Source organism: Tessaracoccus caeni (genome assembly GCF_029211185.1).
GTDB classification, from domain to species: Bacteria; Actinomycetota; Actinomycetes; order Propionibacteriales; family Propionibacteriaceae; genus Arachnia; species Arachnia caeni.
Map to the genome: position 1 here is coordinate 40,705 of NZ_JARGDO010000024.1, position 13,831 is coordinate 54,535.

At 66.1% G+C, this 13,831-nt stretch carries 13 protein-coding genes, 1 tRNA gene and 1 pseudogene; 3 read left to right on the plus strand and 12 right to left on the minus strand.

The genetic code is table 11. The features are described 5' to 3' along the window. The first annotated feature begins 120 nt into the window (after positions 1-120). Positions 121-193 (plus strand) — tRNA-Ala (locus P0D62_RS16985). Positions 194-215: 22 nt separating this feature from the next. Then, positions 216-419 (plus strand): hypothetical protein, encoded by a 204-nt coding sequence (locus P0D62_RS16990; protein ID WP_275703733.1) that lies wholly within the window; start codon positions 216-218, stop codon positions 417-419. A gap of 375 nt (positions 420-794) precedes the next feature. On the opposite strand, the pseudogene P0D62_RS19210 reads toward P0D62_RS16990, so the two are convergent. The 11 genes and pseudogenes from P0D62_RS19210 to P0D62_RS17045 all read right to left on the minus strand — a co-directional run. Then, positions 795-1,877: pseudogene (locus P0D62_RS19210) on the minus strand (recombinase family protein); the annotation flags it as partial. A 144-nt stretch (positions 1,878-2,021) separates the two neighbouring features. Next, positions 2,022-2,219 carry a hypothetical protein gene (locus tag P0D62_RS17000; protein ID WP_275703735.1) on the minus strand — a complete coding sequence of 66 codons (198 nt, stop codon included), beginning with the start codon at positions 2,217-2,219 and terminating at the stop codon, positions 2,022-2,024. 2 nt (positions 2,220-2,221) lie between these two features. Further along, positions 2,222-2,842, minus strand: coding sequence for a hypothetical protein (locus P0D62_RS17005; RefSeq protein WP_275703736.1), 621 nt, complete (start codon positions 2,840-2,842; stop codon positions 2,222-2,224). Positions 2,843-2,859: 17 nt separating this feature from the next. After that, positions 2,860-3,309, minus strand: a complete 450-nt coding sequence (locus P0D62_RS17010) for a single-stranded DNA-binding protein (protein ID WP_193128425.1) — start codon at positions 3,307-3,309, stop codon at positions 2,860-2,862. Positions 3,310-3,393: 84 nt separating this feature from the next. Continuing rightward, positions 3,394-5,175 (minus strand): type IV secretory system conjugative DNA transfer family protein, encoded by a 1,782-nt coding sequence (locus P0D62_RS17015; RefSeq protein ID WP_275703737.1) that lies wholly within the window; start codon positions 5,173-5,175, stop codon positions 3,394-3,396. Continuing rightward, positions 5,172-5,720 carry a hypothetical protein gene (locus P0D62_RS17020; RefSeq protein WP_275703738.1) on the minus strand — a complete coding sequence of 183 codons (549 nt, stop codon included), beginning with the start codon at positions 5,718-5,720 and terminating at the stop codon, positions 5,172-5,174. Before P0D62_RS17020 ends, P0D62_RS17015 begins: the two co-directional genes overlap by 4 nt. Beyond that, the gene (locus tag P0D62_RS17025; RefSeq protein ID WP_275703739.1) at positions 5,720-7,204 is read right to left on the minus strand and encodes an ATP-binding protein; all 1,485 of its coding nucleotides are present in this window, start codon (positions 7,202-7,204) and stop codon (positions 5,720-5,722) included. The genes P0D62_RS17020 and P0D62_RS17025 overlap by 1 nt, the downstream gene beginning before the upstream one ends. Beyond that, on the minus strand, positions 7,201-7,989 hold the full coding sequence (locus P0D62_RS17030; protein ID WP_048684653.1) for a hypothetical protein: 789 nt from the start codon (positions 7,987-7,989) through the stop codon (positions 7,201-7,203). Before P0D62_RS17030 ends, P0D62_RS17025 begins: the two co-directional genes overlap by 4 nt. 868 nt (positions 7,990-8,857) lie before the next feature. Beyond that, positions 8,858-10,345 carry an SCO6880 family protein gene (locus P0D62_RS17035; protein WP_275703740.1) on the minus strand — a complete coding sequence of 496 codons (1,488 nt, stop codon included), beginning with the start codon at positions 10,343-10,345 and terminating at the stop codon, positions 8,858-8,860. Then, the gene (locus P0D62_RS17040; RefSeq protein ID WP_275703741.1) at positions 10,342-11,862 is read right to left on the minus strand and encodes a conjugal transfer protein TrbL; all 1,521 of its coding nucleotides are present in this window, start codon (positions 11,860-11,862) and stop codon (positions 10,342-10,344) included. Before P0D62_RS17040 ends, P0D62_RS17035 begins: the two co-directional genes overlap by 4 nt. Positions 11,863-11,907: 45 nt before the next feature. Next, entirely contained in the window at positions 11,908-12,219 is a 312-nt protein-coding gene (locus tag P0D62_RS17045; RefSeq protein ID WP_034375318.1) for a DUF6112 family protein, read from the minus strand. Positions 12,220-12,380: 161 nt separating this feature from the next. Here P0D62_RS17045 and P0D62_RS17050 point away from each other — a divergent pair, with 161 nt between their 5' ends. Continuing rightward, entirely contained in the window at positions 12,381-13,406 is a 1,026-nt protein-coding gene (locus tag P0D62_RS17050; RefSeq protein WP_048684709.1) for a hypothetical protein, read from the plus strand. Between the two features lie 18 nt (positions 13,407-13,424). Here the strand turns inward: P0D62_RS17050 and P0D62_RS17055 are convergent, their stop codons facing one another. Further along, positions 13,425-13,691: a DUF6112 family protein gene (locus tag P0D62_RS17055; protein ID WP_048684663.1), complete on the minus strand. Its 267-nt coding sequence runs from the start codon at positions 13,689-13,691 to the stop codon at positions 13,425-13,427. Positions 13,692-13,831: the final 140 nt, after the last annotated feature.

Genomic DNA, 13,831 nt, shown 5'->3' on the forward strand with positions numbered 1-13,831 from the left:
CTTTCGTGGGGCCGGGTCAGCGAGCTGACACGGCCCCACGTCGTCTTACAGGCCCTAGTCAGAGCCGATTTCACATCTTCGTGAGGATGCGCTAAAGTTCTACAGGTCGGAAACGACAGCGGGGCTATGGCGCAGTTGGTAGCGCGCTTCCATGGCATGGAAGAGGCCAGGGGTTCGAATCCCCTTAGCTCCACGTAAGATGAGAAAATCGAAACTTGCCCCGCCTGACGGCGGGGCAGTTTTGTTTCTGCGGTGACGTGGGCCGGGGCATCGATGTTGGTGTGGGCGAGGACGCTGGCGGTGGTCTCGTCGGGGGTGTAGGTGGCGTTCTCTTCGTCGTCGATGGTGATGCGGGTGAACAGGGCGCGGTTGAGGATGCGTCGTTCGGCGGGTTCGCACTTGTTGTAGAGGTCGTCTAGGTCGACCAGGAGATCGGTGAGCTGGTCTACGCCTGCTCGGGCCTCGGCGTAGGTGTCGGTGAGGTTGTCGAGCCGGGTGGTGATCTGGTCGAGGCTGGCGCGGATGCGGTCTTGTTCGCTTTTGAGGAGGTCGAGTGGGATCGCGTCGGCGTAGTGGGCTTGGACGAGTTTGAGGCGTTCGCCTTCGAGCTTGTCGCGCTGGGCGGTCAGGAGCTTGCGTTCGTCCTCGCTGGATCCTTCGAGCTGGTCGAACACGTCGTTGAGGACCTTCCGGATGTGCTCAGCCTGGGCGTGGCTGAGGGAGTTGCGCTGGTAGGTGCGTTCGATCTCCGCTTCGGCGCGTTCGGCGAGGATCGCGGAGCGGGTGCAGTTGGTGGTTTTGCGGCGTCGTCCGGAGCAGGTGAAGTACTCGTAGCGGTCCCCGGTCTTGGCGCGGGGGCGTTCGATCATGAGCTTGGCTCCGCAGGCGCAGTACAGGGTGCCTTTGAGGTAGTGGTCGTACTTCTGGGGTCGTTCGCCGCGGGCGTTGTTGGCGTCGAGGTTGGTTTGGACGCGCAGCCAGGTCTCTGCGTCGACGAGGGGCTGGTGGGTGCCGTCGTAGGTGACGCCGCGGAAGGTGACGGTGCCCTGGTAGTAGGGGTTGGTCAGGATCTTGTGCAGCCCGGTGGTGGTGACCGGTTTGGCCGGCTGCGAGGGGGTGGGCCGGGTGGTCAGGCCGCGGGCTGTGAGTTCCTTGGCCAGGCGCGACAGGGACCAGTCCCCGGTGGCGTAGGCGGTGAAGGCGAAACGGACGAGGTCGGCGCGTTCGGGGTCGATCTCGATTTCGCGGGACTCGCGTCCTCGGGCGTCGGTGGTGCGGACGTTGAGGTAGCCCAAGGGGGCTTTGGTGGGGGTGCCGCCGATCGCGGCTTTCTGGGTCATGCCTTTGAGGACTTCCTGGGCCAGGTTCAGCGAGTAGAACTCGGCCATGGAGGCCAGGATGCCGTGCATGAGCATCCCCGAGGGGGTCTCGTCGATGTTCTCGGTGACCGAGACCAGGCTGATGTTCGCATCCCGCAGCGCGGCGTGGATCTTGGCGTCATCGAGCCGGTTGCGTGCGAGGCGATCGACCTTGTTGATGATGCAGTACCGCACCGGGTGCGTGGTGGCGTAGTCGAGCATTTCTTGGAGCGCGCGTCGTTGGGCGGTCTTGGCTGACTCGCCTGGCTCGATGAACTCCTTGATGATGACCGCACCGAGCTGTTCGGCCTTGCGCTGCGCGGCTTCGCGCTGGGCCGGGATCGACAGGCCTTCTTCCAGCCCGTTGCGGGTGGCCTGATCCTTGGTCGAGACCCGCAGGTAGCTGATCGCCGCCACCTTCCCGTCACCCGTAGGCGCTGTGGCGTCTGGGCTTGGTGTGGTGCGGGCGAGCCGTCGAAGGCCTGAGATGTCGAGGCCGGAGAGCTGATCGAGTGTCATGGTGACCGCCTTTCACAAGCCCCCACATGTCTGGGGGCGGGTGGGGCGCCGGAGGCGGTCACGTCAGAGTCGAAAAGAACACCCCGCGAACGGGGCTTAGCAAGGGTAGGTGCCAACAGCGCCGAAACTTGATGTGGAACCAGTTTAGCGATCGGCTACGAGCAGGCGACGAAGATGGGCACCGGACTGCCCCACGGGCTGGTCGCCAGCGGTGCGCAGCGCGATCCGGATCAACACTTCCGCGACCTTCGCGACATCGATCTCCTCACGCGGCTCGTACTGCACGCTCAGGGGCCGATCCGCCTCGACTCGGGCGGTGGTGCGGTGATACCGGCGCACCATCCTCATCCACCCTCAGGACCCGGAACCTCGTCGCGAACCTCACCGGTCGCCGGGTCGATCCGGTCATCCAGGCTGGCGTAGAAGGCGTCTTCGGCAGCTTGTCGTTCGTTGACTTGGTCGAGGACGTATTGGACGAAGTCGGCGTCTCGGTCGGTGATGATGGATTCGTCGTGGGTGGGTTGGGGTTCTTCGCCGGGCCAGGTGGTTTGGCGGGTGGGGCGGTCGCGGTCGAGGCGGGTGCCGGAGGCGGTGACCCAGTCGCGCAGGCGGTGGCGGGCGTCGGCGAAGTCGCGGTGCCATCCCAGGGGTGCGGAGCCGTTTTGTTCGGGGTCGTAGGCGCATAGCCAGTGCAGGTGCAGCGCGGACAGTTCCCAGACCAGTTCGGGGTGGCGGTGCCAGTAGGGCGGGATGACCGCGGCGGGTAGGCCGTAGGTGTGGCGGAGCCAGTCGACCCACCGGTTCAGTTCCAGCAGCTCGGCTTCCAGATCCTGCGCGGACAGGAGGTTCCAGTTGATCGGGTGCGGTGGTTCTGGCAGCGCGCTGGTGTCAGGGGTGTGGGGGTGGTCGTCGAGGATGCCGGGGTCCTCATACTGGTCGTCGGGCTCGGGGCCGTGTGTGTTCATGTTCGGTCACCCCCGGGTCACATGCTGAGGCTGTCGGCAGCGGGCGTGGCCTGGTGGTGCTGGGGTGGTTCGAAGGCCTGCCCAGCCGCCTGGCGTTCGAGTGCTTGGCGGGGTGTGCGGTCGACGTCGTAGCGGGTGCGGGCGGTGTCGTGGCCGATCTTCTTGGCGACGAATTCTTCGCCGGCGATGGTCTGTCCGTCGCGTTCGTAGGTGTAGTCGTGGGCGTAGCCTTCGGCGACGAACTGGTCGCCTTTGGTGAAGCGTTCGAAGGCGCGTTCGGCGGTGGCTCGGTAGAGGACGAGGTTGCCGAAGGAGGGCTCCAGTTTGGTGAAGGTGCCGTCTTCTTCGCGCTGGAAATTCTCCTGGCCGAAGCGGGCGTAGAAGCGGGCATCGCCGCGTTCGGTGTAGGTCAGCTGCGGGTCGGATGCGATGAACCCGGACAGGGATTCCTGGGTGCGGATGGCCATGACGCGGTACCTCTCAACTCGTGGACTGCAGCCCGCTGGTGGTGTGGGCTGCTGGTACCGGTCAGGTGCACCCCGCAACCCCGGTCATGCACGGGGGTTCTGCAGGAGCTGTTCCAGTTCGCGGCGGTCGTGTTTGAGGGTGGCGGCGTCGGGGCGGGTGGGCCAGGCGGTCAGGTCGGTGATGATCGGCGGCGCGGAGCGCAGCAGGGTGACGCCGGTGCCGAAGGGGAGGGTGCGGATGCGATCGGGTGGCAGGATCGGCACCCGCCGTACGGAGCGCTGGTTCGACCGGGTCCCGTGGTCACCGAGGGTGACGGAGTCGGTGTATTCGTCGCGTTCGCCGATGAGGGTGGTGAGGTCTTGGAGGTCGCGACTGTTGGAGGCGCCACCGAGGATGAGTTTGACGATGGCGGCGTCCCAGATCGCTCCGGCTTGGTGATCGGACCACTTGTCGCGCGCTTGGGCGAGCGATTGCAGGACGGGCAGGGTGGTGATCCCGGTGCCGCCACCTTCGGCCATCAACGTCGGCAGGGACGGCAGCGGCGCGAGGTTCCCAATCTCATCCAGGGCGAGCAGGAGGGGTGGGTCGAGGCGCGCGCCGGGTGAGCGGGCGGCGAGGCGGCGGGCGCTTTCGATGAGGTCTTCGATGAACGCCGCCACCAACGCGGCGGACGCCCCGGCACCGGCACCTGTGGCGAGCAGGTAGAGGGTCCCGGACTCGCGGAGGAAGGTTTCGGGGTCGAATGGGGTCTCGTTGTCGCGGGGTGTGACCGCGTCGAGGACGCGGGGGTCGGCGAGGGCGCCGAGGGCGAGGGCGACGCCTTGCCAGATGGAGTCGCGGGTCTTGGGGTCGGCGTCGATCATCGCCCCCAGCGAGTCGGCCCACCCGGCGGCAGCATCGGGGTGGTTGGTGAGGATCGCGACGGCTTCGGCTGCGGCGGCGGGGTCGAGGGTCCACCGGAACAAGTCCGCCGGCTTTCGAGAGTCCAACGCGGCGGCGTGGAGGAGGGATTGGAGGGCGGTGCGGGTTTTGCCTTCCCAGAACCCACCCGACTCCACACCACCAGCCGACAACCCGGTGGCAGAAGCCAGCCCGGTCGCGCGGATCATCGCCGTCAGCGGGTCCTCACAGCCGCGGACGGGTGACCAGCGCATCCCCGCCGGGAGTACTTCGGCCAGGTGCTGGGGATCGAACACCGCCACCGGGCCACGGCGCTGCCGGGCGCGCAGGGTGGCGGTGAGATTGTCGGGGCGCGTGCTGGTGGTGACCACGGGGCCGGGGGCGTCGAGGATGGCGGGGATGACGATGTGCAGTCCCTTACCGGAGCGGGGCGGGCCGATCAGCAGGATCGAGTCCTCCACACTCGCCCACACCCCCTGCCCCTTCGACGTCCCGAGCCGATACCCCACCTCACCCGGCTTCGGGTCCTTCAGCGACGGCCGCAACGTCGAGGCCTGTTTCAGCAGCACCTTCTCTGAGGCGACCTGGGCGACCTCGTGCCGCGTCGCCGTGCCCGCCAACCGATGCGGATCCACCACCTGAGCATGAGAGCGACGCCGCCAGGCGACCCATCCCCAGCCGCCGAGCGCGACCAGCCCGCCCAGAGCGACGATGGTGGTGACCCAATAGGCGACGGGGCTGAGACCAGGCGCCCCCAACGCGACTGCGGGGTTACCGGGGTTGAACAACACCCCGGCACCGGCGGCCCAGCTCACTGTGGGCTGGGGTGCTCCGGTGAGGAACGCGGCGACCGACCCGGCCGCGCGGAGGACGAGGGTGAGCAGGAGTAGGGCGATGAGGCCGATGAGGGCGGCGTTGGTCAGTTCCTCACCCATCGACCCACTCTGCCGCTGCGAGGTACTCATCGCGTCTCCTGCACGATGACGGTTCCGGAGGCCCGTCCGACCACCACCATCGGCATCACGGTTGTGTCGGGTGGGGTGATGGTGCCGTTCTCATCAGCCGCGACTTCCTCGGTGATCTGGGCGAGGAGCACCGTCTCACCGGGCAGGAACCCCACCAACCGCTCCGATTCCGCCGTCCGATTTGCTTCCTCAGGTTCAGGATCACCCGTGGCGGCTTCCTCGTCGGCAGGGGCTGGGGTGTCTGGCTCGGGTTTGGGGGCGCGGCGGGGTCGGTGGGCGTGGATGATGTCGGTGAAGTGGCTGCCGTCGGACTCATAGACATCCACTCGCACGGGAATATGGCGCTGCTCGGTGAGGTCATCGAGGATGGCTGCGAAGTCTCTCCGATCCCACACCTCACCCGCCGGCGGAAGATGCGGCTGTTGGTCGACGGTCACCGTCAGGGTGCCGGTGATGTCGACGGTGATGACCACGTGCCGCAACACCACCGGCACTGCCTCGCTCGTGTCGTTGCGGCGGTGCCTCAGGGCGGGAAGCTTGGGCATTACTTGACTCCTGCGGTGAGGCGGCTGCTGGTGTCGAACAGCTCCAGCTCGCCAGGGTGGAGCTGGTGCTGGATCACGAACGAGCGGTTCTTGATCCGCCACAGCCCCTGACCCACGCCAAGGTTTGGCAGCAGGGTCTGTTCGGTGCCGGTCAGTCCGAGGGCGGTGGCGGTGGGGCCGAGCTGGTCGGATTCCTGGCGGTAGACGATCCGCGTCTCCGCATTCGCCAACAGACTGTTGGCCAGCGAGCGCATGGCGGAGCCTTCGTCGCCGACGTTGTCGAGGTCGGAGAGTTTGTGGAAGATCAGCATGTTCGCGATCCCGTAATGCCGGGCCAGACGCCAATGCGCATCCATCCGCTTCAACAACGCTGGATGGGACATCAGTCGCCAGGCCTCGTCATAGATCACCCACCTCTGCCCACCGTTCGGGTCCAATAGCGCGGATTCCATCCACGCCGAGCTGCAGGTCATCAACACGCTGATGAGGGTGGAGTTCTCGGTCACCCGGGACAGGTCCAGGCTGATCATCGGCAGATCCGGGTCGAAGGCCACGGTGGATGGGCCGTCGAACAGGCCGGCGAGGTCACCGGCGACCAGGCGTCGCAGCGCGTGGCCGACCAGGCGCCCGTCCTCGGCAAGGCGTCCGTCGGGGTCGTGGCTGGGGGTGAGGATGTGGTCGACGACCATGGGCAGGATCGGCACCTCGTTCTCTGCGACGGTGGCGGTGAGGGCGAGGTCGATCGCGGTGTGCTCCAACGGCGTGAGCCCCCGCGCCAGCACCGTTTCGGCCAGTGCACCGATGAGGTCACGGCGCCGGGAGGCGACGGTGCTCTCCCACTCCTGGTCGGTGAGCCCGCCGGGGCGGTGGCCCTCATCCAGGGGATTCAGGCGGGTGTGGAGGCCGTGGCCGAGCACGATCGCCTTCCCACCCACCGCTTCGGCGACCGCGGTGTGTTCGCCCTTGGGGTCGCCGGGGACGTAGACGCGGCGCCCGAACGGCAACGACCGCGTATACAGCGACTTCGCCAACGATGACTTGCCCGATCCGACGATCCCCGCGAGCACCAGGTTCGGGGCGGTGATGATCCCGCGGGCGTAGAGGACCCACGGGTCGTAGACGAAACTGCCACCCGAATACAGGTCCTGACCGACGAACACCCCATCCGACCCCAGACCGCCTTCTGCCATGAACGGATACGCCCCAGCCAGCGTGGCCGAGGTGTCCTGATGCCGCGGCAACCGCAACCGGCCCGGCGACCGCAACGCCGCCGGCCCCGCCTCACCGGCCGACGGCAGAAACGTCGTCGACTTGCGCTCCTCCCGTTCCGCCAGCGCTTTCGCCTTCGCCGCCTCACGCTCGACCCTGACCTGCTCAGCCTGCAACCGGGCGGCAGCCTGACGACGAGCCTTACGGGCCTTCCGCCGTTCCGCGGCCGGGGACACCAACACCGCAGCGTGCAGCCGTTCCTTCTCGCCACTCACAGCGACCGCCCCACCGAAGACGACGCCCCATGGGCCGAAGTTGGTGCGAACCAATCCGTGCCCTCAGCTGCACGACGCGGAGACTCAGAGGTGACACCGCTGAAAGCGTCCCGTGCAGCGACGACCTCCTCCTCGTCGGGTGTGGGTGTGGTGTCGGGGTGTTCGCGGACCAGCCCGACATACCCCATCTGCGGGTTGTAGGTCAGCACATACCCGTCGGCCTCGAAGCTGCGATCCCACTGTCCGGCCGGGAGCTCGTGGTACACCTCACCGTTCATGAACGCCGCGCCAGTGGTTTCGTCGCCGAAGTCCCACTGCGCCAGATGCGCGATCCCCGCCTGCACCCCCTCCACATCAATCAGGTCCAGTACCTCATCGGCCTCACTGCCCTGGAGGAACACCACATTCACCCACCGCCGTGAAGGCTCGGGCTCGGGGTTGGTGTGGGTGTGCCAGGCGATCCGACCGGACGCTTCGTGCGCGCGCATCACCCGGTCAGCGACCTCATCCAGCCCGTCGGCGGCCTGATGCAACTCATCCGCCGCCGCCAACGCCACCGCCTCCGCCGGCGCGCGGTCATCGGTGAACGCGATATCGCGGTGATCAGCATGCGCACGAGAGAGCTGGTCCAGGACCTGCCGCAACAGCCGCACCGACCCCGACACTTCGCCCAACACTCGGTACGTGTCAGCCGGATCCTCAAAGGCCCGGGTGGCATGCGCCAACCCGCGCAACCCCTCATAGGCCTCAGCAGCATCAGCAACCGGATCAACAAACGTCGCCATCCCAACAGTCCTCTCTACGTAACGGCGGTACGCCTACGAGGGAGGTGTGCTTGCTGTGACTACCGAGGCAGGTTGAACGAGCAACTGATCCGTAGGACCAAGACCGTAATCTGGCTGTCATGACCGAACTGCTTGCAGCCCTGCTGGGTGCGATCGTTGGTGGGGCGCTGTCCGCTTGGGTGTCATCACGGCAGACCGCTCGTGTGCTGCGACATGAAACTGATTTGGCTTCTGAAGAACGCCGAGTAGCCAGCAAGATGCAGGAGGAGAGACGAATCTCAGAAGCTGCGGCTCATTTGATTGCTGCTTTAGCTGACTACTGGACCGTTACTTTGGACTCGCCAGACCAGATGCCCTGCTTCGTTCGAGTTCCAGCAACCGCTGACGTTCATCGAGATCGCCTCGGGCGCGTCGCGCAGCTAACCAATGCAGGAGCTAGGAATGCCCACGCACTCCCAGAAGAGGTCGGACAACGCTGGAAGGACCTGGTATGGCTGGTTCGCTTCGCACACTCCAACCAGCCTGACAGATCGGAAGAGGAACGCCGTCGCGACTATGCCGACTTGCGCACTTACTCGGAGTACGTCCGGCGCTCGCTCCACGCGCTCTCTGGAGACGGCTCCATGCCAGAGGCATTCGAGCCTCCTGACCCTCGTCGAGAGGGGACTCGCCCATGGGGTGTGAAGCCTCCGTCCACGGCCAGAGAACCTGACCTGACGACTTGGAATCTATCGACGCAACTAGTTGGGAGAGTCACGTTCACCAGCGGGGAACAGCGTTGGTATGGGCCACGTGGATTTGAAGATCTCGGAGCGTCTGTGACCGCCTCTACTTTGGAGGACACGGACGCTTCAAACGCCTAAGCTTCCTAGACTTGGCGGCAGAGGGGTAGGGCTGCGGCGGTGAATGCTTTGGCTTGTTGTCCGGCGAGGAGTCGGGTTTCGCAGTTGGCTTGAATGGCGGCTTGTTCGAGGGCGGCGACGTGGGCGTCGAGGTCTTCGATCGTGGTGGCGGTGATGGTGATCAGGCCGGTGTAGCGCAGGATGCCGTGGCCGGCGGTGAGGTCGGCTTCTTGCTGGAGAACATCGTGGTACTCAGCCGTCTGGGAGGCGTCCTCGATCTGTCCGATTTTGGCGCGTTGGGCTTGGTCGGAGATGTGCTCGACTTTCTTCTTGCGGATGTCGCGGGCGGCTTGGTCGGAGCGCATGGGGGTGCAGATCAGGGAGAACGACCGTTGGATTCCGCTGGAGAGCAGGATGGGTGAGAGGAAGCCTGGGTAGACCATGGAGCGGGGCCATTCGCTGATCCACAGCACGGCGTGGTGGGCGGAGTCGGTGCGGATACGACTCCAGGTTTCGTTGACTGCGACCGGTCCGGCGGTGGCGAGGTCGTGGCCGATCTGGCCGTGGCGTTCCAGGGTGGCGGCGATGGCGGGGTCGTAGGCCGAGCGCAGGATGACAGCGATCTGGCCGGGGGTGAGCCACCCGGATGGGGTGAGGTCGGCTGAGCGGAGCGCGGCGGTGAGGGTGTTCATCTCTTGGCGCAGGACGGCGGCGGCGCCGCGGATACCGCCGCCGGCGGTGCGGATCTGCCGCGCCGCGTTTCTCATGTCGAGGGATAGGGAGAGGGTGGTGGCGTGGCGTTCGCCGGCGGGGCCGGCGCGGTCGATGAGTTCGGCGTAGGTGGTGGCAGCCCAGCTCGTGTCCTCGGGCTGGCCGTGGGTGGTCCACCATTCGGCCAGTCCGGTGCCGGAGTCGGGCAGGGTGCGTTCCAGAATCTGCAGGGTCGCGATCCTGCCGGAGCGGCAGACGGTGGCCAGGACGCGGCCCCAGGCGGTGACGCGTCGTTCTTGTTCGGCGGGGTCGAGGAGCACGAACGCGGGGTGGGTGATCTCGCACACTACCGTGAGCGTGTTCTGGTGGGGGTCGTGGATCATGCCCGCCCCCGTGGTCGGATCCTCGTACTCGCGCAGCCGGGCTTGGTCGCCGGGCAGGGCGAGGGTTCCGGCGGGGCGTGGGGTGACGATGCGACGCCGGTAGAGGAGTTGGCCGATGGTGGTGCGGTAGACCCACCAGCCGGCCACGGGCACCCACTCGATGACCGGGCGTCCAGCGACAGGGACCCAGGTGAGGAGGACGGCGGTGGCCCAGATGGGGGCGGTGTAGGCCAGCCACATCCCGCCCCCGGCATACAGGGCGGTGATGATGGTGGCGATCGCGATCCCGACAGTGACCAGCTGAGCCGCGGACAGGCCAAGCAGGATGCCGCGCCGGGTGAGCCGGGAGAACTTCACCGGCACCAACTCCGAACCGGTCGCCTCCAGGTCGTGGCTGTTGTTCTTGTTGCGGCGGCTCATGACTGCGGCTCCTTCCCAGCACTCGACGGCGGTGGCGGATTGTCGGCGGGCGGCGGGTTCGGCACCGGCGCGGACGGTGCCACCTGCTCACCCGCACCCGGTGAAGACGACCCCGGTGGCTGTGAGCTTGGGGTGCTGGGCGGGGTGGGCTCCCCGCTGGCAGGTGGTGTGCCCTGCTGTGGCGGCGTCTCACCGGGTACAGGCGCCGGCGGAGTATTCCCGCCATTGCCTCCGCCTTCGTTGTTGGCGGGGGTGTGGTCGGCGGCGTCGGCAGCGGTCTCGGCCTGCTGACCCACCTCGGCGCCGGCTTTCGGGCCCGCGGTGGCAGCGTCCTTGGCCACCTGCACCCCGACCACCGCAGCCGCAGCAGGACCCGCAGCGGCAGCAGACCCACCCGATGCCGCACCCGACCCGGAAGCCCCGGATCCAGCTGCTCCGCCAGTTCCAGCACCAGCTTCGGCACTGCCCTGGGAGGCCGAGGGGTTCGGGGTACTCGGTTTCGCCGGCTGCTTCCCACCACCACCGTTGCTGTCACCGCTGCTGCTGTTGTTGCCGTCGAGGACCTGCTGGGGGTTACCTGGCTGACGGTCGGGGAGGGGGATGGGGCGGTTGAGGGAGTTCTTGGCGTCTTGTTCGGCGCCGATCGCGTGGTACATGTCGAAGCCGACGAAGCTGATGAACCGGTAGGTCAGGTACGGGGCGAACGCGGCCATCGCCATCAGCACCACCCCGGCCAGCGGGTCACTGATCGAGGACAAGTCCCCATTGATCGGGGCGGCGACCTGGGTGATCGCGACCAGGAACATCACGACCAGCACGAGCTTGGAACAGATCAGCGCGACCACGAACATCGCCCACTTGCTGATCCACCCCCTCGTGGCGTCCCACGACGAGCCCGACAGGGCCAGGGGTGCGAACACGATCGCGACCAGCAGCAGCGCCTTGCGCACCAGCAGTGAGAGCCACACGATCGCCGCGGAGGTGATCGCGAGCCCGGCGAGGAAGATCGTGATGATCGCCCCCACCCCGGGGGCGGCGATGTTGATCGCGGTCAGTCCGCCGGCAAGGATCGTGATCTTCTCGCCCATCGATTCGGTGGTCTCCCCGGCGGCTTGGACGATCCCGACACACAGCTGGTCGACCACCTCCAACAGCAGCCCGGTCAGGGTGATCACCACAAACGACCCCAACACGCTCTTGGCGAGGCCGAGGGCGGCTCGGGTCAGGGCGGTGGGGTCACGCCTGATGAGGCCGGTGATGAGTTGGAGGCAGAAGAACAGCAGCATCACGAACACCGCGATGCCGAACAGCAGGTTGTACACCGACAGGTATCCGTCACTGGTGATGTCGACCAGGGTGGTGGCGTCGAAGACGTTCCACACGGCCTCGAACAACCAGCCCGCGGCCGAGCCCATGGCTTGGGCGAGCCAGTCGAACGGGGCCGACACCAGCGAGGCGGCGGCCTCACCAGCGGTTTCGCAGACACCTGAGATGACGGGCAGATCACAGATCCCCACCGCAATCACTCCTCACACACGCGGGTTGGAACGGTTGGGTAGGGGTTAGACGGACTGGCCGACGTTCCAGAAGAAGTTGATCAGCGTGACCGCGGCACCGCAGATGATCGCCGCCCCGCACGAGACCAGGACACCGACCTTGCCGCGGCCGGCCAGGTGCGGGTTGGACGAGTTCGCGCCGAAGCCCCACACGATCGCTGAGATGATCAGCGCCAGCACCGACAGGATCAGACCGATCGTCATCACCGCACCCACGATGTTGCGCAGCTGCGCGATCCCCGGCAGCCCATCATCGTTCGGCGTGATGTCCACCTCCATCGGCAGCATCATCGGCAGCGTGGGCAGGACAGAAGTCATCAGATCAAGCACAGCAAGCTCCTCACAGACAGAAGGACGAAAGGGACCCGCCCCCGGGACGTGACCGGGAGGGCAGGCAACCAGGGGAGGTCTGCCTGTCAGGTGTGCAGCCTGCTCCTGTTGTGATCGCCGGCCCTCGGTGCTGCTGCGATACTTCGAGGGTGAAGTTCAAGCGCAGGAATCTGGTCGCGTTGGCTGACTTGGTGGTCGGTAACGTGGGACGTGACGATGCCGAGACCGAGGATGAGGCCAAGTACTTTCCCTACCGGTCGAGTTCCCGGATTACGGAGTTCTTTCAGGACCTTGATACCGAGTATCGACACGACGGCTCGACGCGCAGAGAGTGGGTTGCGGACGTTCTCGACGAGATTTTGGCTCAACCGCACGAAGGTCCGAGCCATCCTCCGGAGCTGTTCTGCCGCTTGATCGATCAGCTCATGAGTCCCGCTGATCGCCTCAACGAAGGACCTGACCGGCCCCGCGCTCTGGCTCTCCTCAACGCTGTTCTGGAGCGCGAGGGGTTTCACGCGTTCTACGCGGAGGACAACCACTGCTACCTCCGGCACATGGGTACCCAGTCAGTGACCGTGCTGGCCGCCAACCCGCATCGGCCGTTCAGCAAGGCAGAGCAGGAGCGTCGCAAACTCCTTGCTGCCTATCTGGACTCGTGTAGCGAGGACGACCTCATCGAGAAGATCCTGCTCCCGATGTTCAGACAACTCGGCTACCACCGCATCACTGCGGCAGGGCACAAGGACAAATCGTTGGAGTATGGCAAGGACGTGTGGATGCGTTACACGCTGCCTACGCAACACGTCTTGTACTTCGGCCTTCAGGCCAAGAAGGGCAAGCTTGATGCCTCGGGCGTCACCAAGGCTGGCAATGCGAATATGGCCGAGATCCATAACCAGGCCCTCATGATGCTCGCCCACGAGATCTTCGATCCCGAAGTCAACCGTCGAGTGCTGGTCGATCACGCGTTCATCGTGGCTGGCGGCGAAATCACCAAGTCAGCTCGAAACTGGCTGGGCAACGCCCTTGACGCATCCAAACGTAGCCAGATCATGTTCTTGGACCGTGACGACATCTTGAACCTGTACGTCGTCAGCACCCTCCCGTTGCCGGATGAAGCACAGCCGTCCTCGCCACCCAACCCTTGGCTGAAGACCGAAGAACCACCGTTCTGACAGCTGTCTTCGAGCTGCTCACAGCTGGTCGCCGAGGTTGATGAGCCAGTTGAGCCAGGTGATGCCGGCGCCGGCGAGGGTGGCTGTGCCGAGGGCGACGAGGAGTCCGGTGCGGGCTTTGGTGGCGGTGGTGTGGTTGCCGTTCGCTGTGGCGATGGCCCAGGCAATGCCGCTGATGAGCATGGTGAGGACGGCGGTGACGAGGACGAACGTCAAGAGGGCGCCGATCACCGTGTGGAGGGTGGTGTTGTCACCGAGGGCGCCGAAGTCGGGGTAGATGTTCACGAGTGTTCAGCTGCCAACCGGGGATCGCAAGTATTCGAAGCGTTCGAAATCCATGCTGGGGAGGTGCGCAGGGCGGGACCGCCGTCGTCGGGCTAGCGTTGAAGTGTGGAGGCATGGACTGACGAGCAGGGTGTGGTGGC

Bases quoted from the DNA above. Each gene is read 5' to 3' on its own strand.
- P0D62_RS17000 (WP_275703735.1), bottom strand. From the start codon at position 2,219: ATGGTGCGCCGGTATCACCGCACCACCGCCCGAGTCGAGGCGGATCGG.
- P0D62_RS17005 (WP_275703736.1), bottom strand. From the start codon at position 2,842: ATGAACACACACGGCCCCGAGCCCGACGACCAGTATGAGGACCCCGGC.
- P0D62_RS17010 (WP_193128425.1), bottom strand. From the start codon at position 3,309: ATGGCCATCCGCACCCAGGAATCCCTGTCCGGGTTCATCGCATCCGAC.
- P0D62_RS17015 (WP_275703737.1), bottom strand. From the start codon at position 5,175: ATGAGTACCTCGCAGCGGCAGAGTGGGTCGATGGGTGAGGAACTGACC.
- P0D62_RS17020 (WP_275703738.1), bottom strand. From the start codon at position 5,720: ATGCCCAAGCTTCCCGCCCTGAGGCACCGCCGCAACGACACGAGCGAG.
- P0D62_RS17030 (WP_048684653.1), bottom strand. From the start codon at position 7,989: ATGGCGACGTTTGTTGATCCGGTTGCTGATGCTGCTGAGGCCTATGAG.
- P0D62_RS17035 (WP_275703740.1), bottom strand. From the start codon at position 10,345: ATGAGCCGCCGCAACAAGAACAACAGCCACGACCTGGAGGCGACCGGT.
- P0D62_RS17045 (WP_034375318.1), bottom strand. From the start codon at position 12,219: ATGACTTCTGTCCTGCCCACGCTGCCGATGATGCTGCCGATGGAGGTG.